This is a genomic window from Enterobacter cloacae complex sp. IR5418 (assembly GCF_049238105.1).
In the GTDB taxonomy this organism is placed as follows: domain Bacteria; phylum Pseudomonadota; class Gammaproteobacteria; order Enterobacterales; family Enterobacteriaceae; genus Enterobacter; species Enterobacter hormaechei.
The window spans coordinates 1-19,816 of record NZ_JBMKHS010000024.1 but is presented as its reverse complement, the minus strand read 5'-3'; the positions used below and the strand labels follow the sequence as shown (position 1 = coordinate 19,816).

General features: G+C 57.3%; 19 protein-coding genes. 12 read left to right on the top strand and 7 right to left on the bottom strand.

The features are described from left to right. The first annotated feature begins 60 nt into the window (after positions 1–60). Positions 61–1,095, top strand: coding sequence for an L-rhamnose/proton symporter RhaT (rhaT, locus tag ACOTX7_RS17205; protein ID WP_047354388.1), 1,035 nt, complete (start codon positions 61–63; stop codon positions 1,093–1,095). On the opposite strand, the gene rhaR is transcribed toward rhaT, so the two are convergent. Further along, positions 1,096–1,944, bottom strand: a complete 849-nt coding sequence (gene rhaR, locus ACOTX7_RS17200) for an HTH-type transcriptional activator RhaR (protein ID WP_006808692.1) — start codon at positions 1,942–1,944, stop codon at positions 1,096–1,098. Positions 1,945–2,017: 73 nt separating this feature from the next. After that, positions 2,018–2,854, bottom strand: coding sequence for an HTH-type transcriptional activator RhaS (gene rhaS, locus ACOTX7_RS17195; RefSeq protein WP_006808693.1), 837 nt, complete (start codon positions 2,852–2,854; stop codon positions 2,018–2,020). A 301-nt stretch (positions 2,855–3,155) separates the two neighbouring features. On the opposite strand from rhaS (ACOTX7_RS17195), the gene rhaB reads away from it, so the two are divergent. The 9 genes from rhaB (at position 3,156) to rhaM (ending at position 13,090) form a co-directional block, all read left to right on the top strand. Then, on the top strand, positions 3,156–4,625 hold the full coding sequence (rhaB, locus tag ACOTX7_RS17190; RefSeq protein ID WP_221256666.1) for a rhamnulokinase: 1,470 nt from the start codon (positions 3,156–3,158) through the stop codon (positions 4,623–4,625). Next, positions 4,622–5,881, top strand: coding sequence for an L-rhamnose isomerase (rhaA, locus tag ACOTX7_RS17185; RefSeq protein WP_205925226.1), 1,260 nt, complete (start codon positions 4,622–4,624; stop codon positions 5,879–5,881). Before rhaB ends, rhaA begins: the two co-directional genes overlap by 4 nt. 96 nt (positions 5,882–5,977) lie before the next feature. Further along, entirely contained in the window at positions 5,978–6,808 is an 831-nt protein-coding gene (gene rhaD / locus ACOTX7_RS17180; RefSeq protein ID WP_006808696.1) for a rhamnulose-1-phosphate aldolase, read from the top strand. An 82-nt stretch (positions 6,809–6,890) separates the two neighbouring features. Further along, positions 6,891–7,877 carry a rhamnose ABC transporter substrate-binding protein gene (rhaS, locus tag ACOTX7_RS17175; RefSeq protein ID WP_006808697.1) on the top strand — a complete coding sequence of 329 codons (987 nt, stop codon included), beginning with the start codon at positions 6,891–6,893 and terminating at the stop codon, positions 7,875–7,877. A gap of 112 nt (positions 7,878–7,989) precedes the next feature. After that, positions 7,990–9,492 (top strand): sugar ABC transporter ATP-binding protein, encoded by a 1,503-nt coding sequence (locus ACOTX7_RS17170; protein ID WP_221256667.1) that lies wholly within the window; start codon positions 7,990–7,992, stop codon positions 9,490–9,492. After that, the gene (locus tag ACOTX7_RS17165; RefSeq protein ID WP_000953013.1) at positions 9,493–10,497 is read left to right on the top strand and encodes an ABC transporter permease; all 1,005 of its coding nucleotides are present in this window, start codon (positions 9,493–9,495) and stop codon (positions 10,495–10,497) included. Next, a complete protein-coding gene (locus ACOTX7_RS17160; RefSeq protein ID WP_221813609.1) occupies positions 10,494–11,495 on the top strand; it encodes an ABC transporter permease in 1,002 nt (333 codons plus the stop codon). The genes ACOTX7_RS17165 and ACOTX7_RS17160 overlap by 4 nt, the downstream gene beginning before the upstream one ends. Positions 11,496–11,630: 135 nt before the next feature. Next, positions 11,631–12,779 carry a lactaldehyde reductase gene (gene fucO / locus ACOTX7_RS17155; RefSeq protein ID WP_006808700.1) on the top strand — a complete coding sequence of 383 codons (1,149 nt, stop codon included), beginning with the start codon at positions 11,631–11,633 and terminating at the stop codon, positions 12,777–12,779. Beyond that, a complete protein-coding gene (rhaM, locus tag ACOTX7_RS17150) occupies positions 12,776–13,090 on the top strand; it encodes an L-rhamnose mutarotase (RefSeq protein ID WP_006808701.1) in 315 nt (104 codons plus the stop codon). The genes fucO and rhaM overlap by 4 nt, the downstream gene beginning before the upstream one ends. Before the next feature lie 43 nt (positions 13,091–13,133). Here rhaM and ACOTX7_RS17145 read toward each other — a convergent pair whose 3' ends face one another. After that, positions 13,134–13,682 (bottom strand): helix-turn-helix domain-containing protein, encoded by a 549-nt coding sequence (locus ACOTX7_RS17145; RefSeq protein WP_003861973.1) that lies wholly within the window; start codon positions 13,680–13,682, stop codon positions 13,134–13,136. A gap of 103 nt (positions 13,683–13,785) precedes the next feature. On the opposite strand from ACOTX7_RS17145, the gene ACOTX7_RS17140 reads away from it, so the two are divergent. Together ACOTX7_RS17140 and ACOTX7_RS17135 are read left to right on the top strand one after the other, a co-directional pair. Next, positions 13,786–14,445, top strand: a complete 660-nt coding sequence (locus ACOTX7_RS17140) for an AzlC family ABC transporter permease (protein ID WP_221256671.1) — start codon at positions 13,786–13,788, stop codon at positions 14,443–14,445. Then, entirely contained in the window at positions 14,445–14,768 is a 324-nt protein-coding gene (locus tag ACOTX7_RS17135) for an AzlD domain-containing protein (RefSeq protein ID WP_006808703.1), read from the top strand. Before ACOTX7_RS17140 ends, ACOTX7_RS17135 begins: the two co-directional genes overlap by 1 nt. Positions 14,769–14,810: 42 nt before the next feature. Here the strand turns inward: ACOTX7_RS17135 and ACOTX7_RS17130 are convergent, their stop codons facing one another. The 4 genes from ACOTX7_RS17130 to ACOTX7_RS17115 all read right to left on the bottom strand — a co-directional run bounded on the left by ACOTX7_RS17130 (position 14,811) and on the right by ACOTX7_RS17115 (position 19,319). After that, a complete protein-coding gene (locus ACOTX7_RS17130; RefSeq protein ID WP_006808704.1) occupies positions 14,811–15,410 on the bottom strand; it encodes a hypothetical protein in 600 nt (199 codons plus the stop codon). After that, a complete protein-coding gene (locus tag ACOTX7_RS17125) occupies positions 15,401–17,824 on the bottom strand; it encodes a fimbrial biogenesis usher protein (RefSeq protein ID WP_221813610.1) in 2,424 nt (807 codons plus the stop codon). The genes ACOTX7_RS17130 and ACOTX7_RS17125 overlap by 10 nt, the downstream gene beginning before the upstream one ends. A 27-nt stretch (positions 17,825–17,851) precedes the next feature. After that, complete coding sequence (locus ACOTX7_RS17120) at positions 17,852–18,538, bottom strand: fimbria/pilus chaperone family protein (RefSeq protein ID WP_039274646.1); 687 nt, start codon at positions 18,536–18,538, stop codon at positions 17,852–17,854. Between the two features lie 76 nt (positions 18,539–18,614). Next, the gene (locus ACOTX7_RS17115; RefSeq protein WP_006808707.1) at positions 18,615–19,319 is read right to left on the bottom strand and encodes a DUF1120 domain-containing protein; all 705 of its coding nucleotides are present in this window, start codon (positions 19,317–19,319) and stop codon (positions 18,615–18,617) included. Positions 19,320–19,816: the final 497 nt, after the last annotated feature.

Below are 19,816 nucleotides of genomic sequence, written 5' to 3'. Positions count from 1 at the left end.
TTTTTACACTCATCAAGTCGGCGGGAAGCCTCCGGCTATAAAAACGATGAGGATGTAAAAATGAATCATGCGATTACGATGGGTATCTTCTGGCATTTGATAGGCGCGGCCAGTGCAGCCTGTTTCTATGCCCCGTTTAAAAAGGTGAAAGGCTGGTCATGGGAAACCATGTGGTCCGTTGGCGGTACCGTGTCCTGGCTGATTTTGCCGTGGACAATCAGCGCCATGCTGCTGCCCGATTTCTGGGGCTACTTCTCCTCCTTCAACGCTTCCACCCTGCTGCCGGTATTCCTGTTCGGCGCGATGTGGGGCATCGGTAATATCAACTATGGCCTTACCATGCGCTACCTCGGCATGTCGATGGGGATAGGCATCGCGATTGGCATTACGCTGATCGTCGGCACCCTGATGACGCCCATCCTCAACGGCCATTTCGACGTGCTGATCAACACCCAGGGCGGGCGAATGACGCTGCTGGGCGTGCTGGTGGCGGTAATCGGCGTGGGGATCGTCACCCGCGCAGGCCAGCTAAAAGAACGCAAGATGGGCATCAAAGCCGAAGAGTTTAATCTGAAGAAAGGCTTGCTGCTGGCGGTGATGTGTGGAGTCTTCTCGGCGGGCATGTCGTTCGCCATGAACGCCGCCAAACCGATGCACGACGCCGCTGCGGCGCTGGGCGTCGATCCGCTGTATGTTGCCCTGCCAAGCTACGTGGTCATCATGGGCGGCGGCGCGCTGGTCAACCTCGGCTTCTGCTTCATTCGTCTGGCAAAAGTGAAGAATCTGTCGGTAAAAGCCGATTTCTCGCTGGCAAAACCGCTGATCGTCACCAACGTCCTGCTCTCCGCCCTCGGCGGCCTGATGTGGTATCTGCAATTCTTCTTCTACGCCTGGGGCCACGCCAGCATTCCGCCGCAGTATGACTACATGAGCTGGATGCTGCACATGAGCTTCTACGTGCTGTGCGGTGGGCTGGTTGGGCTGGTGCTGAAGGAGTGGAACAACGCCGGGCGTCGTCCGGTTGGCGTCCTGAGCCTGGGTTGCGTGGTGATTATTATCGCCGCTAACATTGTTGGCCTCGGCATGGCGAACTGATCAGGCGGCCTTACGACTGCGATGGCGCCACTGTACCGGCGTCATCCCCACCTCACGGTTAAACACCACCGAAAAGTAGTTACTGTCCTCAAAGCCGCAGCGCATCGCCACTTCACTGACCATCAGCTCCGTATGCTGTAACAGGTACTGGGCGTGGCAGATGCGCAGCTGGCGCAGATAGTGGTTTACCGTCATCCCCGTCTGGGTGCGGAACTGCTGGCGCAACGCGCGCTCGCTGCACTGCTCCTGCTCGCAGAATTTTTCCAGCACGAAACTCTTGTTCAGGCTGCCCGCAAGCCGGGTGATCAGCTTATCCAGCAGCGCTTCCTGCGTGGTGGCGGAGGGATTATCCGTGGCGTAACGATGGCGCTTCAGGGTCATCACCAGCTGGGCGAAAAGCAGCTCCGACATCTGGTTAGCCAGCGGATCGCTCTTCTGGCTCTCCTGCTCCAGCTGGGAAATGGTCTGGCGCACCTGAGCCATACCGTTGCTGCTTAAGCGCCAGTGCGGTTCGCCTCTGGTATCCAGAAAGCCCGGGATGCTGCCCGCCCAGTCGACATTCAGTTTGAGCCTGTCAGGGCAGTAGATGACGTTCTGTAATACCAGATCGTTAACCGAGGCGTAGGAGTGCTTGTCTTCAGCGCGAATGTAAAACAGATCTCCGCGCGTGATGCGGTAGGGCCGGTCGTTGAGGATGTGTAAGCCGTTGCCGCGCCACACCAGCACCAGCTCGCAGAATTCATGAGTGTGCTCGGCAAAGACATTTTGCGGATAGCGGTCCGCCACCGCGACGGCCTGACTCGCGGAGGCAAAAAAATCATCTTTGCGAAGAATTAACTGAGCAGCCACACCACAACCTCTACGGCGGATAACCGGACATTATTAGCTTTTTTGCGGCCTGAAAACGGTGACTGCCCTCGCGTTACTGAAGCAACGCGTCTTTCCCCTGACGAATATCGCGCGGCGACCAGCTAAATTCCCGGCGAAAAAGCGTCGAAAAGTGGTTACTGTCGCCGAATCCACAGCGATAAGCGATATCGGTGACGCTTTCGTCGGTATGACGTAAAAGATGACGCGCTTTGATCAGGCGCAGACGATTGAGGTAACGCTGCGGCGTCAGCCCGGTATGCTGCTTGAGCTGACGATGCAGCGTGCGTAGCGAGAGCGAAAAGTCATCCGCCAGCGTTTCCCAGCAGACATCTTCGGCGAAGTGATCTTCCAGCCAGGCCATCAGCTGGTTCAGTCGCGCGTCGTTATTTTCCAGCCCCTCCACCAGGCTGCTCCGGCGCAGCAGGACCAGCAGTTGCATAAACAGCAGTTCGCGGGTGGCGATGGCGTGCGTCTCTTGCCCGTCCTCGCTCTGCTCCATCTGGCTCACCAGCTGCCGCACCTGCTGCAACGTGGACTGATTCACCCGCCAGTGCGACGGGTAGTGGCCGTCCTTCTCCTGCGGCAAGAGCTGATTCAGCCCGGAGAGAAACTGGAACGCATCCGGGGAACGATAGAGCACATTGGTCAGGCACAGGTTGTCGGTATGTTCATACAGGTGCCTGTCGTGGTCGCGCACGAAGCACACCGTACCGCCGCTGATGGTATACGGCTGACCGTTAAACACGTGGATGCCCGTTCCGTGTTCAACAATCACAATTTCATGAAAATCATGATGATGTTCCGGGAACGCAGCCTGAGGAAGCCGTGGCTCAATCGCGACGGGAGATGCCCCCGAAGGAAAAAAATCGACGCTGTGCAGTACGGTCATAACGGCCCCCACCAATGAGAAAAGTTCTCAAAATAGTAATTAAGGCCTTCCTTCCTCACCTTAAATTTTTGACAGCAAACCGTGCAAAAGCTGCCGGTTTTTCAAGAAACGAGCGGAAAGATCGGGAAATGCGGTCAACGTCACACTGCCTGCAAACCCCGCCATTACTGGAAACTGTGAACTCCCTCACGTTCATCTTTGCTTTCTTGCCAGCGCGAGATTTGGGCTGTCAGTGGCGAGAAGGTGGCTATTTCTTCCCTTTCTTACACTCCTCGCTAATGACTTAAGAAAGGACCCGACCATGACTTTTCGCCATTGTGTGGCTGTCGATTTAGGCGCATCCAGCGGCCGTGTAATGCTCGCCACCTGGGACTGTGACCTGCACACCCTAACGCTTCGCGAAATGCACCGTTTCGCCAATTGTCTGCAAAAACAGGACGGTTTTGTTACCTGGGACATCGATGCGCTGGAAGCGGAGATCCGTACCGGACTTCACAACGTCTGCAACGACGGTATTCGCATCGACAGTATCGGCATTGATACCTGGGGCGTGGATTACGTGCTGCTGGACAGTCACGGCGAACGCGTCGGCCTGCCCGTCTCCTACCGCGACAGCCGTACCGATGGGCTGATGGCGCACGCCATCGCGCAGCTTGGCAAGGAGAACATCTATGGTCGCAGCGGCATCCAGTTTCTGCCGTTTAACACGCTGTACCAGCTGCGCGCGCTGGTGGAGCAACAGCCAGAGCTGGTCGAAAAGGTGGCGCATGCGCTGCTGATCCCGGACTACTTAAGCTACCGTCTGACCGGCAACATGAACTGGGAATACACCAACGCCACCACCACGCAGCTGGTCAATATCAACACCGATAACTGGGATGAACACCTGCTGGCCTGGACGGGCGCCTCGCCGTCCTGGTTTGGCACGCCAACCCATCCGGGCAATGTGATTGGTCACTGGCTTTGCCCGCAGGGGAATGAAATCCCTGTTGTCGCCGTCGCCAGCCATGATACCGCGAGCGCGGTCATTGCTTCGCCGCTCACCAGCAAAGACGCGGCCTACCTCTCCTCCGGCACCTGGTCGCTGATGGGCTTTGAGAGCAAAACCCCTTACACCAGCGATGCCGCGCTGGCCGCGAACATCACCAACGAAGGTGGCGCCGAAGGCCGCTACCGCGTGCTGAAGAACATCATGGGCCTGTGGCTGCTCCAGCGGGTGCTGAAAGAGCAGAACATTACCGACCTGCCCGCGCTTATCGCGGAAACTGAAAAGCTGAAGGCCTGCACCTTCCTGATTAACCCGAACGACGACCGCTTTATCAACCCGGTGCACATGAGCGCCGAGATCCAGGCCGCCTGTTTTGAAGCGGGACAGCCGGTACCATCCCGCCCCGCCGAGCTGGCGCGCTGCATTTTTGACAGTCTCGCCCTGCTCTATGCCGACATCCTGAGTGAACTGGCGAGCCTTCGCGGTAAACCGTTCAGCCAGCTGCATATCGTGGGCGGCGGCTGCCAGAACCAGCTGCTGAACCAGCTCTGCGCCGATGCCTGCGGCATTACCGTGGTGGCAGGTCCGATTGAAGCCTCCACGCTCGGCAATATCGGCATTCAGTTGATGACCCTGGACGAACTTTCCAGCGTCGACGATTTCCGTTCGGTGGTGACGGCGAATAACAGCCTGACCACTTACACCCCCCATCCCTGCCATGAAATTGCCCGCTATCGGGCGCAGTTTCAGCAAAAACGACTGACTAAGGAGCTTTGCGCATGACCACTCAACTTGAACAAGCCTGGGACCTGGCTAAACAGCGTTTCGCCGCCGTTGGCGTGGATGTCGAAGAGGCGCTGCGCCAGCTCGACCGTCTGCCCGTCTCTATGCACTGCTGGCAGGGCGATGACGTCGCCGGTTTCGAGAACCCAGGCGGTTCCCTGACGGGTGGCATTCAGGCCACGGGTAACTACCCGGGCAAAGCGCGCAACGCCACCGAACTGCGTGCGGATCTGGAGCTTGCGCTGAGCCTGATCCCCGGGCCAAAACGCCTGAATCTGCACGCCATTTATCTGGAGTCCGACGAGCCGGTCGCGCGTAACGAAATCAAACCGGAACACTTTAAGAACTGGGTGGAGTGGGCGAAAGCCAACAAACTGGGGCTGGATTTTAACCCGTCCTGTTTTTCACATCCGCTGAGCGCGGACGGGTTTACCCTTGCGCACGCCAACGACGACATCCGTCAGTTCTGGATCGACCATGTCAAAGCCAGCCGCCGCGTCTCCGCATACTTCGGCGAGCAGCTCGGCACGCCGTCGGTAATGAACATCTGGATCCCGGACGGTATGAAGGACATCACCGTAGACCGACTGGCGCCGCGTCAGCGTCTGCTGGCCGCGCTGGATGAAGCCATCAGCGAGAAACTGGATCCGGCGCACCACATCGACGCCGTTGAGAGCAAGCTGTTCGGCATTGGCGCAGAGAGCTACACCGTCGGCTCAAACGAGTTTTACATGGGCTACGCCACCAGCCGCCAGACCGCGCTGTGCCTGGATGCCGGTCACTTCCACCCGACCGAGGTGATCTCCGACAAAATCTCCGCCGCCATGCTCTTCGTGCCGCGCCTGCTGCTGCACGTCAGCCGTCCGGTGCGCTGGGACAGCGACCACGTGGTCCTGCTGGATGACGAAACCCAGGCTATTGCCAGCGAAATCATCCGCCACGATCTGTTTGACCGCGTACACATTGGCCTCGACTTCTTCGACGCCTCCATCAACCGCATCGCGGCGTGGGTTATTGGCACCCGCAACATGAAGAAAGCCCTGCTGCGCGCCCTGCTGGAGCCTGTCGCCGCGCTGAAACAGCTGGAAGAAAACGGCGACTACACCGCGCGCCTGGCGCTGCTGGAAGAGCAGAAATCCCTGCCGTGGCAGGCGGTGTGGGAGATGTACTGCCAGCGTCACGACGCCCCGGCGGGCAGCCAGTGGCTGGACAACGTGCGGGCATATGAGAAAGACGTTCTTGCCGCTCGTCAGTAAAAAACATCGCCCGGCGGCGCGTTGCTTGCCGGGCCTACAGGTAAAAGTAGGCCGGGTAAGCGTAGCGCCACCCGGCATTTTCAAAGGAAACACAGTATGCAGACCATCACCTCCTCCTGGTTCGTCCAGGGCATGATCAAAGCCACCTCTGACGCCTGGCTGAAGGGCTGGGACGAGCGCAACGGCGGCAACCTTACGCTGCGCCTGGACGATGCCGATATCGAGCCATTTGCCGCCGATTTCCACCAGAAGCCGCGCTATATCGCCCTGAGCCAGCCGATGCCGCTGCTCGCCAACACGCCGTTTATCGTCACCGGTTCCGGCAAGTTCTTCCGCAACGTCCAGCTCGATCCGCAGGCCAACCTCGGCGTGGTAAAAGTGGACAGCGACGGCGCGGGCTACCACATTCTGTGGGGGCTGACGGATGACGCAGTGCCCACCTCTGAACTGCCAGCGCACTTCCTCTCCCACTGCGAACGCATTAAGGCGACCAACGGCAAGGATCGCGTGATCATGCACTGCCACGCCACCAACCTGATCGCCCTGACCTACGTGCTGGAAAACAATTCCGATGTCTTCACCCGCAAACTGTGGGAAGGCAGCACCGAGTGTCTGGTGGTCTTCCCGGACGGCGTCGGCATTCTGCCGTGGATGGTGCCGGGTACTGACGAAATCGGTCAGGCGACCGCAACGGACATGCAAAAGCACTCTCTGGTGCTGTGGCCGTTCCACGGCGTCTTCGGCAGCGGCCCGACGCTGGATGAAACCTTCGGCCTGATCGACACCGCCGAGAAATCCGCGGAGGTGCTGGTGAAGGTCTACTCCATGGGCGGCATGAAGCAGACCATCACCCGGGAGGAGCTGATCGCCCTGGGCAAACGCTTTGGCGTTACCCCGATGCAGTCCGCCTTAGATCTGTACCAATAACAACATCGCGCCCCGCTCATTGAGACGGGGCGAAAACCACCTGCAATCCCTACAACTAACTCAAGTCAGTGGAGTAAAAGCAATGAAAATAAAAGCAAGCTTGATCCTCACCGTTGCCGCTCTGGCGTTGTCCGGTTCCGCTTTAGCAGAAGTGAAAATCGCCCTGGTGGCGAAGTCCTTAGGGAATGGATTCTTCGAGGCAGCGAACGTCGGCGCGCAGGAGGCGGCCAAAGAGTTAGGCGATGTAAAAGTGATTTATACCGGCCCGACCACCACCACGGCGGAAGCACAGATCGAGGTGCTGAACGGGTTGATCGCCCAGGGCGTGGATGCGATCGCCATTTCCGCGAACGATCCGGATGCCGTTGTGCCGGTGCTGAAAAAAGCGATGCAGCGCGGCATCAAGGTTGTGTCGTGGGATTCCGGGGTGGCGAAAGCCGGACGTCAAATCCACCTGAACCCGTCGAATAACGCGCTGATAGGCGAAACCAACGTGAAGCTCGCCGCCGATGCCCTGAAAGCACTCAACGTGGAGAAAGGCGATGTGGCGGTGCTGAGCGCCACGCCAACCTCCACCAACCAGAATACCTGGATTGCGGAGATGAAAAAGGTGCTGCCAAAGTACCCGTCCGTCAATCTGGTGACCGTGGCCTACGGGGACGATCTCTCTGACAAGAGCTACCGCGAAGCGGTCGGCCTGCTGAAAACCTACCCGGACCTGAAAGTAATCGTCTCGCCTTCGTCCGTAGGTATTGTCGCCGCGGCTCAGGCGGTGAAGGACCAGGGCAAAATTGGCAAAGTGTACGTTACCGGGTTAGGCCTGCCGTCCGAAATGGCGGGCGCGGTGAAATCCGGCGCGAGCAAAAGCTTTGCCATCTGGAACCCGATTGACCTGGGCTATGCCGCGACTTACTTAGCGGACGATCTGGTGAAAGGCACGGCCACCAAAGACGAAGCCAGCATGGGCAAACTGGGCAAAGTGAAGCTGGATGCCGACGGCAATGGCGCGATGGCGGAGCCGTTCGTCTACGATGCCAGCAATATTGATAAGTTCTCGAAAATCTTTTGATCCTTTCCCCCCTCACCCCAACCCCTCTCCCCAAAGGGGCGAGGGGCTCGATCGGTTCCCTCTCCCCTCCGGGGAGAGGGTTAGGGTGAGGGGTAATCCACGGAGAACTATCATGACCCCATTGCTACAGCTTTCTGGCATCACCAAGGTGTTCCCCGGCGTGCGTGCCCTTGAGAACGTGCAGCTTGCGCTATGGCCCGGCAAAGTGACGGCGCTTATCGGTGAAAACGGCGCGGGCAAATCAACGCTGGTTAAAGTGATGACCGGCATATACCAGCCCGACGAGGGCGAAATCCTCTACAAGGCGATCCCCGTTCACCTTCCGACGCCGGAGTCGGCACATAAAATGGGCATTACCGCCATTCACCAGGAGACCGTCCTGTTCGATGAACTCTCGGTCACAGAAAATATCTTTGTTGGTCAGTACCTTCACAAAGGCTTCCTGAAAAAGCTCGACTGGCCGGAAATGCACCGCCGGGCGCAGGCGATCCTTACCCGCCTTGAGGTGCAAATTGACCCGCGCGCAACGCTGAAAACCCTGAGCATCGCCCAGCGTCATATGGTCGCCATCGCCCGCGCGCTGTCGTTTGAGGCGCAGGTGGTGATCCTCGACGAACCCACGGTGGCGCTGTCGCAGCATGAAATCCTCGAGTTTTACCAGATTGTGGAGCGCTTAAAGCAGGAGGGCAAAGCCATCCTGTTTATCTCCCACAAGTTCGACGAGATTTTTGAGCTGGCCGATCACTACACCATTTTGCGCGACGGCGTGTTCGTTGGTGCAGGGGCAATCAATGAGATCACCGAGGAGCGGATGGTGTCGATGATGGTCGGGCGCGCCATCACCCAAACCTTCCCGAAAATCGACTGCGAAAAGGGCGAGACGGTGCTGGAGGTGAAAAACCTCTGCCATCCGACTGAGTTTGCGCATATCTCGTTCTCCCTGCGTAAAGGGGAGATCCTCGGCTTTTACGGGCTGGTGGGTGCCGGGCGTACCGAATTGATGCAGGCGCTTTCCGGCGTCACGCAGCCGTCGTCGGGTGAAATCATCCTTAACAGCCAGCCCCGGCGCTTCCGCCAGCCTGCGGATGCGATCAAGGCCGGAATCGTCTGCGTGCCGGAAGAAAGGCAGAAACAGGGGGCGATTATCGCCCTGCCGATTGCCCAGAACATCAGCCTGCCTCAGCTCAGCAGGCTCAATCCGAACGGCGTACTGCACGACGACCGCGAATGGAAGCTGGCAGACGAATACGCCAAACGCCTGCAAGTGAAAGCCTTCAGCTGGAAGCAGGCGGTGGAGACCCTCTCTGGCGGCAACCAGCAAAAGGTCGTGATCGGCAAATGGCTGGCGACGCACCCTGACGTGATCATCCTCGATGAACCGACAAAAGGCATCGATATCGGCTCAAAGGCAGCCGTGCATCAGTTTATGTCCGAGCTGGTCAGCCAGGGGCTGGCGGTGATTATGGTCTCGTCCGAACTGCCGGAAGTGATGGGCATGGCGGATCGCATTATCGTCATGCACGAGGGGCTGATGGTGGCCGAATACCAGGCGGGAGACGCGACGGCGGAAACCATCGTCAGCGCCGCCAGCGGTGCAAAACAGGAGGCGGCATAAATGCTTAGCTCACTCTTAAAACACCGCGAGGCGCTGCTTGGCGCGGTGATTGTCCTGATGGTCGTCGCCATTGGCAGCCGCGTGCCATCATTTATCGCGCCGGGCAACCTGGTGGAGATGTTTAACGACACCGCCATTCTGATCGTCCTCGCGCTCGGGCAGATGATGGTGCTGCTCACTAAAGGCATCGACCTGTCGATGGCGGCTAATCTGGCCCTGACCGGGATGATTGTCGCCCTGATTAACTTCCATTACCCGGACGTGCCCGTCTGGGCGCTGCTGATCCTCGCCAGCGCGCTTGGGCTGCTGATGGGCGCGATTAACGGCCTGCTGGTGTGGAAGCTGGGCATTCCGGCGATTGTGGTGACGCTCGGCACCATGAGCATCTACCGCGGAATGATCTTTTTGCTCTCCGGCGGCGGCTGGGTGAACTCCAACCAGATGGGTGCAGACTTCCTCGGCCTGCCGCGTGCGTCAGTGCTGGGCTTGCCGGTGCTGAGCTGGTGCGCCATCGCCGCGCTGCTGCTGGTGGGCTACTTCCTGCGCTACAGCCGCACCGGACGCGCGCTCTACACCGCTGGCGGTAACGCCACGGCAGCCTACTACACCGGGATCAACGCCGGGAAAATGCAGTTCATCAGCTTCTGCCTCTCGGGGCTACTGGCCGGGTTCTGCGGCTATCTGTGGATATCGCGCTTTGCCGTTGCATATGTTGACGTCGCTAACGGTTTTGAATTGCAGGTGGTGGCAGCCTGTGTGATTGGTGGGATCAGCACCATGGGCGGCACCGGGCGCGTGCTCGGCTGTCTGTTCGGGGCGCTGTTCCTTGGCGTCATCAACAACGCCCTGCCAGTGATCGGCGTCTCCCCGTTCTGGCAGATGGCGATTTCCGGCACGGTCATTGTCATCGCGGTGCTGCTGAACGAGCGCGGCAGCAAGCGCAAAGGCAGGCTGATCCTGCGCGACGCGGCGCTGGCACGTCAGAAACTGGCGGTGAAATCATGAGCAAAATGATGACATCTGAAGCGATCAAACCCACCCCTGCGCCGGGCCTCTTCCAGCGCCTGCTGTGCTGGGAAGGTTTCCTGCTGGCGGTGACGCTGGCGGTGTTCGTGGTGAACGCACTCGCCTCGCCCTACTTTCTCAACGTCTGGAACCTCTCCGACGCGACGTTCAACTTTACCGAAAAGGCGATCATCGTGTTGCCGATGGCGATGCTGATCATCGCCCGGGAAATTGACCTGTCGGTAGCCTCCACCATCGCGCTCAGCTCCACGGTGATGGGCTTTTGCGCGGCGGCGGGCGTCGATACGCCGCTGCTGGTCTGCGTGGGATTAGGCGTCGGGCTACTGTGCGGGCTGCTCAACGGCATTCTGGTGACGTGCTTTAACCTGTCGTCCATCGTCATCACCATCGGCACCATGAGCCTGTACCGCGGGATCACCTACATCCTGCTCGGAGACCAGGCGCTGAACAGCTACCCGGAGAGCTTCGCCTGGTTCGGCCAGGGCTACGTCTGGGGCGCGCTGTCGTTCGAGTTCGCGCTGTTTATCGTGCTGGCCGCTCTGTTTGCCTTTGTGCTGCACCGCACCAACTTTGGCCGCCGCACCTACGCCATCGGCAATAACCCGACCGGCGCGTGGTACTCCGGCATCAACGTGAAGCGCCACAACCTGCTCCTCTTCGCGCTGGTGGGGCTGATGTCTGGCCTGGCGTCGGTGCTGCTCACCTCGCGGCTGGGCAGTACCCGCCCGACCATCGCGATGGGCTGGGAGCTGGCGGTGGTGACGATGGCGGTGCTCGGCGGCGTCAATATTCTCGGCGGGTCCGGCAGCATGGTGGGCGTGATTATCGCCGCCTTCCTGATGGGGCTGGTGACCTTTGGCCTGAGCCTGCTCAACGTGCCCGGCATTGTGATGTCGGTGATTATTGGCGCGATGCTGATCGTGGTGATTTCACTGCCAATTATTACCCGCCGGGTGATGCAGCGAAGACGGAATTAAATTGCCCCTCACCCCTGCCCTCTCCCCGGAGGGGAGAGGGTGAAAACCGCACCGGGCAGTCCCCTCTCCCCTCCGGGGAGAGGGTTAGGGTGAGGGGAAACGGATTACCTCAAAATCATATTAAGGAGAATTATCATGAGTTTTATGTTGGCACTTCCAAAAATCAGCCTGCACGGCGCGGGCGCGATCGGCGATATGGTCAATCTGGTAGCAAACAAGCAGTGGGGCAAAGCGCTGATTGTCACCGACGGCCAGCTGGTGAAACTCGGCTTGCTCGACAGCCTGTTTACCGCGCTTGATGCCCATCAGATGTCGTATCACCTGTTCGATGACGTATTCCCGAACCCGACGGAAGCGCTGGTGCAGAAAGGTTTTGCCGCTTATCAGGACGCGGAGTGTGATTACATCATCGCCTTTGGCGGCGGCAGCCCAATTGATACCGCCAAAGCGATTAAAATTCTCACCGCCAACCCCGGCCCGTCCACCGATTACTCTGGCGTCGGCAAGGTGAAAAACCCTGGCGTGCCGCTTGTGGCAATCAACACCACCGCAGGCACGGCGGCGGAAATGACCAGCAACGCGGTGATCATCGATTCCGCGCGTCAGGTGAAAGAGGTGATTATCGACCCGAACATCATCCCGGATATCGCCGTGGACGATGCCAGCGTGATGCTCGATATTCCGGCCTCCGTGACCGCCGCAACCGGCATGGATGCCTTGACCCACGCCATTGAAGCCTACGTGTCCGTCGGCGCGCACCCGCTGACCGATGCCAACGCGCTGGAGGCGATTCGCCTGATCAACCTCTGGCTGCCAAAAGCGGTCGACGACGGTCATAACCTGGAAGCGCGCGAGCAGATGGCCTTTGGGCAGTATCTGGCGGGCATGGCATTTAACAGCGCCGGTCTGGGTCTGGTACACGCCCTGGCGCACCAGCCGGGCGCAACGCACAACCTGCCGCACGGCGTGTGCAACGCCATCCTGCTGCCGATCATCGAAAACTTTAACCGCCCGAACGCGGTCGCGCGTTTTGCCCGCGTGGCGCAGGCGATGGGCGTTGACACGCGCGGAATGAGCGACGAAGCCGCCAGCATGTCCGCAATTCAGGCGATTCGTGACCTGAGCGCCCGCGTCGGCATTCCGTCCGGCTTCAGCCAGCTTGGCGTCACCAAAGCCGATATCGAAGGCTGGCTGGATAAAGCGCTCGCCGATCCGTGTGCGCCATGCAACCCGCGCACCGCCAGCCGCGATGAAGTCCGCGAGCTGTACCTGGAGGCATTATGATCCGCAAGGCGTTTGTGATGCAGGTAAACCCGGACGCGCACGAGGAGTATGCGCGCCGCCACAACCCAATCTGGCCTGAACTGGAAGCGGTACTGAAAGCCCACGGCGCGCACCACTACGCCATTTACCTCGACAAAGCTCGCAACCTGCTGTTTGCGACGGTGGAGATTGAATCGGAAGAGCGCTGGAACGCGGTGGCGAACACTGACGTCTGCCAGCGCTGGTGGAAGCATATGGGTGATGTTATGCCGTCTAATCCGGACAACAGCCCGGTGAGTACGGAGCTTAAAGAGGTGTTTTATTTAGCGTAATGTCCACCCCTCGCCCTTTTCCTGAAAGGGCGAGGGGCTGGTTTTAGTTTTGTTCCGCCACCAGCAGCGCGTGCGTATCCGGCTCCAGCGCCTTAAAGATATGCGGCTGGTCAGCGGGATAGCAAATGTAATCTCCCGGGCCGAGTTCTTCCGCCGCGTCGATCAGGCCGACCATCGCCCGCCCCTGCGTCACGATAATATGCTCGACCGACCCAGGCGGATGCGGCTGGGAAATACGGTCAGCCCCCGGCTGAGTCAGCAGCAGATAGATATCCCGACGCGCCCCCGGCGGGCACGCCGCGAGCAAAATCGCCTCGTAGTTCGCCTGCCCGGCAACGACTTTTGTGCCCTCACCGCGGCGGATCACCTGCGTGACGGGCTGTTGCGGCTCCAGTAACCGGGCAAACGGAATATCCAGCGCCACACAAAGCGACCACAGCGTTTCCAGGCTAGGATTGCCGTTGCCAGACTCCAGCTGGGAAAGCGTGGATTTGGCGATCCCGGCACGGCGGGCAATTTCCGCCAGCGAAAGTCCGGTTCGCAGGCGTTCTCGCACCAGACTTTTGGCGATCACGCTGATTGGCTGCGTCATAAAAACGGCCTCTGTCTCTCTATAACGAACGAATCGTTCGTCTTGTAAAACGGTTTTGATGCGTTCATTATAATGGAAATACGTTCGATATGGCTAAAATGGTATGAAGAAACACCTCTCTTGCCTGAAAGGCGACACGATAAAAGCGATCGTCCTGGTCTGCCTCGCGGTGGGCGTGGTCGGCATGTCCTATGGCTCACTGGCGATGGCCTACGGTTTCCCGCTGTGGGTACCGTTTGTCCTCTCCCTCACCGTGCTGGCAGGCGCGTCCGAGTTTATGTTTATCGGCATCGTGGCGAGCGGCGGCAATCCGCTGGCAGCGGCCGCGGCGGGTTTACTGGTTAACGCCCGCCATGTGCCCTTCGGCGTGACGGTGCGTGAACTGGTGGGCAAGCGCGGCCTGAGCTTTTTAGGCTGTCATATCATGAACGATGAAAGCGTGGTGTTCGGCCTGTCGCAAAAAACCGCCGAGCAGCGTAAAGCGGCCTACTGGCTGTGCGGCCTGGGCGTGGCAATCATCTGGCCTTTGGGCGCGGTGCTGGGCGCGATGGTCGGTAAACTGCTGCCGGCCCCGGAAACCATCGGGCTGGATGCGGTGTTTCCGGCGATCCTGCTGGCGTTAGTGGTACCGGCATTTAAAAACCGCACCACGCTGATCCGCGCCTGTAGCGGCGCGGTGTTGTCGCTGGCCGCCGTACCGTTTGCCCCGGTGGGCCTGCCGGTGCTGCTCTCTTTGCTCGGACTCGCCGCGAGGAAAAAATAATGGAAAACATGACGGTCTTTATCCTCGGCATCGCCATTTTGTCTGCCGGAACTTATCTGATGCGTCTTGGCGGGGCGAAACTCGGCAACCGGCTGGCGCTTTCTGAACGATCGCAGGCGCTGCTATCAGATGCGGCAACGGTTTTGCTGTTCTCCGTCGCGCTGGCGACAACCTTTTATGAAGGGGAACATTTTGCCGGGATGGCGCGCGTGCTGGGCGTGGGGTTCGCGGTGTTTCTGGCCTGGCGTAAGATGCCGCTCATTGTGGTGATCGTGGCGGCGGCGGTGGTGACGGCGCTGTTGCGCCTGGCGGGGATCCACTAAGAAAAATGCCCGGCAGAACAGCTCTGCCGGGCATCGAAGGGATTAATGTGCAGGAAGCGTATCGACGTTAAGCGTCAGCGTCTCTACAAAATCCGTTGTGTTAGTGACGTTGAACGCCTTATCGGAAAGATAGGTCGTGATCATCATGGTGGCGGTGAACTGCTCGCCCGCTATTTCCGTACCGCTAACCGCAGCCAGTGCTTTTTCCGGCTTCAGCGTCACCTGGGAAGCGCCACCCTGAACGGCTACCGCACCAATATCGACCGCAGCAAGCTGCACCGGGATACCGTCCACCCGCCCATCTCTAAATTCGATTTTCATCGCGCCATTATCCGTAAAGCGATACGCCATATTCTGTCGGGCAGCACCGTCAATGGAGATGCGCATTTTTCGTGCATTCGGACACAGGGCCGACACCTGAAACTCGCGCGTTACCGAGGCATAGCCGTTATAGACCTTACCAACATGTTCAGCAGAGGCCTGCCGCATATCCTCCTTACGGTAGCGCCCGTAATCGACTTTCTTCACCGCCGACATCATGTCACAGTCGCCGTCATCGGCTTGTGCCATTCCCGACAGTCCCGTTGAGCCACAGAGCAACGCAAACATCAGCGCGTATTGACGAACGTTATTCAGAGACATTTCCCTGTCACCTCTTCATAGAATTTATTCGGTTCCGCCTCTGGCAGGGTATACGTTAGCCTGCAACGCCCTTCATCCAGCTTCGCATACAGCTGCTGGGTGGCGGAGATATCGTTCAGGAAGATCACGCCGTCTTCTGGCGCACTCGTCACATACTCCCCTGCCGCATCCACAATCGAGACGCCTTCCGGCAGCGGCGTACCGTCCGCACGGCGAATACTGAGCAGCACGCGGCGCTGGCTTAACGTCGCAAACTCCCACTTCGCCACGGCGCCGTGAGACGCGTTGATCGCTGTTCGGCCATTTCTTACGTCCAGATTGCCTGGCAGGCTTTCCGTATTGATCTCAATTGTGCTTTCACGGAACGGTGACAGCGCGGGAACAACCGCCTGGCCCCATTTATCGGTCCATACCGCGCCGCGCGAGGTGGCTATCTCGATGCCAGCCACCGGTTTATCCAGTCTGGCAATGGCGTACGTATCGCTCACGCGGTAAGGCGAGAAGGTCACACCGTCGCTGTGGGCGACAATCCCGCCGCTTAACGATGCGGAGAAGTTGGTGTTGTTGTCGTTATCTCCGCCAGCGGCCAGCGCCAGGTTGGTGTAATGCAGATTACTGTTCAGCGAGCTATCCCAGCTGGTGGTGTTCTCTTCATGATCCTGAGCCACCCCTACCATGTACTGGTTCTCGGCGTTGAGCGAGCCCATCGCCCGCGTGCCGTAGGAGGCCTGACCTTCGCTCTCGCGATACCAGGAGCTGGTTGACACCCCGGAGCGTCCCAGCGGGATCGACACATTCACGTAAAACTGATCGTTGTCGCTGCTGTCGTGACGGCTGACATCCGACTCCCAGTTCACGCTCACGTTGAAGTATTTAAAGGTTTGCGACCACGACGAGATAAACCGGCGGCTGTCGTATTCGCTGTTCCAGCTCTCATTGCGGTAATAGCTTAGCGAGAAGCGGCCTAGCGTCGCGTTTGACCAGTTGATGCCGACATTAGTGTCGTATTTGGTTTGCGACATATCATCATCGTCGCCGTAAAGTTCCGTCATCTCGCGGTAGTCCGGGGTGCCGTAGCTGCCGCCCAGCGAAAGCCCAATGCCCCACGGCAGGGAGTAACCCAGATCCAGCGTCGTTTTGTTGCCGTCGGTTTGCGACTGGTTGTCTATTGATGCCAGAAAACCCAGCGAGGCATACAGGTTCTGCATCGGTACGGTATCGAGGTTGCCGGAGAAGCCATAATAGTGGTTATCCGCCATCACCATACCGGCCAGGAAATTTACACGCTTATTGATAGACCAGCCGTTATTGGCAGACACCACCCACGGATTTTCAAAGCGTGAGTCCATGTCTTCAACGCGACCCACAGCCAGCGCAAAGCCCGGAGCACGGCCCACATGGTTACTGCGGAACGTGCTCGCCGAGACGGTAAACCGGTTTTCGCTGCCGTCAGTCTCGGTCACGGTGACGTTCAGGTCAGTGTTGAGGTTAGCCAGCGGCACGTCATCTAAGCTGAACGGCCCGGCGGGTACCAGCGTGGAGTAAATAAGCTGTCCGCCCTGGCGGATATCCACGCGGGCCTGCGGAGTACGGGCAATACCGCTGACTTCGACGCCTGTCCCCGCCTGGGGAGTCAGTGCGGTATCCGGCATCATCTGCACCCCGTAAATACCCGGAATACTGAAGCGGCTGTTGGCGACGTTAATCTGGCCGCCCTGCACCATCACGCCATAATCGGTAAAGGTACGTTGGGCATACGTGTAGAGAGAGTCGACGTCAAAATCCTGATCGCTGCCGTCGCTAATGAACTGCGTGCTGCGCACAATCCAGTCTCCGGCGTTAAAGCCCATTTCAAAGGTGGAATGGAAACGATCGGCATTGTCATCATCGTATCGATTATGGGTGCCAAACATGGAGTAATTCAGCATAGCCGCACGTCCGCCGCGCACCTCTGCGAACTGGCGGCCATAATCAGGATCCAGCGCTTCCGGCGGAACGACAACCGATATTTCACCTGTGTCCGGCGATGTCTGAATCGTAGACCCGGACCAGTACTGATGAATCTTCGGGCAGGTGCCTCTTTTCGTCTGTTTAATCAGGCCCGCGTTTTCCAGAAACTCTTTATCGATACAAGGCGTTCCTTCTTCATCAAACTTCACGGGCATAATATTGCGCTGCTTACCATTAAGATTCACAGTCACATTATGGTAGCCAGGGGTAAAACGGGGAGCGAGGGCATAGTAATCCGCAATGGCCGGATCAAGTCCGTTATTTTTTAACGCATCCTGGTCAAATATGGCCCGTGCCAATTCCAGAGACTCATTCGCATTAGAGGAAATCTCAGCTCGAATATTAAATGCCAGCGCACTCAGGCAAAAAACGAGCATTCCCTTTTTACAGGAACCGTTTAACATAACTACTCCATGTACCGTTAAGTGATTTTATTGCTTAAGGTCGGCGATATAAGTGCCAGCCTTATAGCCATAACGCGTTGCCGGATAGATTTCGATTTGTTTTTCGGATGCTGATATTTTGGCTGACGCTCGGGCTGTCATTTTTTCGCCAGGCAGGATATAGGCTTTATCCAGTTTGGCAATCGTTCCTGACGCCATTAATTTTACCTTTTGCTCCATCCGGACAACATAAGGCGTATTATTTTCAACCGTGACATTGCCATTTTTTATCTGCCAGGTAAGGGCCTTCCAGGGTTCGATATTTACTGCCAGGCCAGCCGGGCGAATAATGACAGGAAGGTTCTGGCTAAACACCACTTTAACTTTGTTTTTTTCGCGCTGTGGGATGGCGGTAAAAATGACACGCTTGAGATGTTCCACCTTCAGCGGCTCAGCGCTATTTTTCAGCACAAAACGCACACGCTGGGTTTTACCCGCATCTACGCGCACAACCGGCTGCGTGGCAATCAGGCCCGGTTTTGGGTCGTCCGGGAGATCAATAATTTTAGTGTAAAGCAGTTGAGCTTCAGCATCGGTGTTTTTGACATCCATGCTGCCTCCCTGCTCGTCTTCATTGACAATAAGCAGCGAGGTATCCGGCACCATTCCGGCAGCCATACTGTTGAATGAGGCCAGCAGGCAGGCACAGATCAGCGTTCTTTTTAAAAACAGCATAATATTAGTCCATTAATATTGATAAATGACACCTCACCGGAGTGAGGTGCCGGGTATTTCATAACGCGTGGGGCGATTACAGATAAACCAGCTCAACGTTGGTTAAGCCGTCCAGCTTGGCTTCATCCGTAATCTTTAAATCGTTGGTTGGGTTAATCGCCGCGACAACACCGACGTTAAAGTTAACCTTGGTTTGTGGGACAGGCGTGCCACCCAGTTCTGAACTGAAGGAATAGATTTCGCTTTTGTTAGTTTTAAGCTGTAAATAACGATTCCCTGCTTTATTACCCCAAGTTGAACCGTTATTAAACGAGTAGGTTGGATACAGCTCATCACCGGCGTCGTTTGTCACAGCGCCCTTCGTCAACTGCATACCGAGTGAATAAGTGCCAATCGGCTTGCCGTTATACATGCCAAGTCCGGCGGTATAATCCATGGTAGTCGCAAAGTCTGAGTCTGGCCAAGCAGGCACATCTTCCGTTGGCGCAGAGTCAGCATGCGCATCGTTAAAGGTTACCGCAATACGGGTCGCGTCTTCGCAGGTAATAGAGATCGGGATAATTTTCACATCCGGCAGCGACGTGACCGTCGTTGAATTCAGGGAAGCGACTTTTATTGTGCCGAAATCAGCAATACCGCCACCGCTAATAAATGCCGGTGTACAGGAAGAGGGTAAAATTTTTCCCGTTACCTGAATATCAATACTGGAAGCCGCCATTGCAGAAGAAGCCGCTACTGCCAGTACAGATGCCAGCACTCCTTTTTTAAATATCGCGTTCATTTAATTTCCTTATTTGAGTGAAATACAAAAAAACCAAAAGAAAAACATTTGGTTTTAGGGTTGGTGATTTAATATTGTTGCCGAAAATACCACCACGAATAAGCGCGATCAATGGCTCAAAATCTCTTTAGGATTAACGCCCGAGGATTTCCTTATTGTCAGGACTGGATTATTATTTATTTCTATATGAAACCGCGAAGCACAGGCTTAAAACCGATACAACCATTCACCGCTATAATGTAAATAGCAAACTGGTAAGACCATTCATTTGCATCATGTATGCAACAAAATATTTTTCAGGGACGGTATATCAAGAAAACGATATAAGGAATTTATTATTCAGACAATAAGTAATATCCGAAGGATACAGCTATCTTCTTTTGGGTTGAAATATCAGACGATTGAAACAGGAAGGAGGGGTAAATACAGGGGGAAAAGAGGGCTTTGTTGAATAAATCAGATTTCGGGTAAGTCTCCCCCGTAGCGGGTTGTGTTTT

What these genes read in the sequence shown, in the direction of transcription:
- rhaT (WP_047354388.1), top strand. Translation starts at nt 61, where the DNA reads ATGAATCATGCGATTACGATGGGTATCTTCTGGCATTTGATAGGCGCG.
- rhaS (WP_006808693.1), bottom strand. Translation starts at nt 2,854, where the DNA reads ATGACCGTACTGCACAGCGTCGATTTTTTTCCTTCGGGGGCATCTCCC.
- rhaB (WP_221256666.1), top strand. Translation starts at nt 3,156, where the DNA reads ATGACTTTTCGCCATTGTGTGGCTGTCGATTTAGGCGCATCCAGCGGC.
- rhaA (WP_205925226.1), top strand. Translation starts at nt 4,622, where the DNA reads ATGACCACTCAACTTGAACAAGCCTGGGACCTGGCTAAACAGCGTTTC.
- rhaD (WP_006808696.1), top strand. Translation starts at nt 5,978, where the DNA reads ATGCAGACCATCACCTCCTCCTGGTTCGTCCAGGGCATGATCAAAGCC.
- rhaS (WP_006808697.1), top strand. Translation starts at nt 6,891, where the DNA reads ATGAAAATAAAAGCAAGCTTGATCCTCACCGTTGCCGCTCTGGCGTTG.
- ACOTX7_RS17170 (WP_221256667.1), top strand. Translation starts at nt 7,990, where the DNA reads ATGACCCCATTGCTACAGCTTTCTGGCATCACCAAGGTGTTCCCCGGC.
- ACOTX7_RS17165 (WP_000953013.1), top strand. Translation starts at nt 9,493, where the DNA reads ATGCTTAGCTCACTCTTAAAACACCGCGAGGCGCTGCTTGGCGCGGTG.
- ACOTX7_RS17160 (WP_221813609.1), top strand. Translation starts at nt 10,494, where the DNA reads ATGAGCAAAATGATGACATCTGAAGCGATCAAACCCACCCCTGCGCCG.
- fucO (WP_006808700.1), top strand. Translation starts at nt 11,631, where the DNA reads ATGAGTTTTATGTTGGCACTTCCAAAAATCAGCCTGCACGGCGCGGGC.
- rhaM (WP_006808701.1), top strand. Translation starts at nt 12,776, where the DNA reads ATGATCCGCAAGGCGTTTGTGATGCAGGTAAACCCGGACGCGCACGAG.
- ACOTX7_RS17145 (WP_003861973.1), bottom strand. Translation starts at nt 13,682, where the DNA reads ATGACGCAGCCAATCAGCGTGATCGCCAAAAGTCTGGTGCGAGAACGC.
- ACOTX7_RS17140 (WP_221256671.1), top strand. Translation starts at nt 13,786, where the DNA reads ATGAAGAAACACCTCTCTTGCCTGAAAGGCGACACGATAAAAGCGATC.
- ACOTX7_RS17135 (WP_006808703.1), top strand. Translation starts at nt 14,445, where the DNA reads ATGGAAAACATGACGGTCTTTATCCTCGGCATCGCCATTTTGTCTGCC.
- ACOTX7_RS17130 (WP_006808704.1), bottom strand. Translation starts at nt 15,410, where the DNA reads ATGTCTCTGAATAACGTTCGTCAATACGCGCTGATGTTTGCGTTGCTC.
- ACOTX7_RS17125 (WP_221813610.1), bottom strand. Translation starts at nt 17,824, where the DNA reads ATGTTAAACGGTTCCTGTAAAAAGGGAATGCTCGTTTTTTGCCTGAGT.
- ACOTX7_RS17120 (WP_039274646.1), bottom strand. Translation starts at nt 18,538, where the DNA reads ATGCTGTTTTTAAAAAGAACGCTGATCTGTGCCTGCCTGCTGGCCTCA.
- ACOTX7_RS17115 (WP_006808707.1), bottom strand. Translation starts at nt 19,319, where the DNA reads ATGAACGCGATATTTAAAAAAGGAGTGCTGGCATCTGTACTGGCAGTA.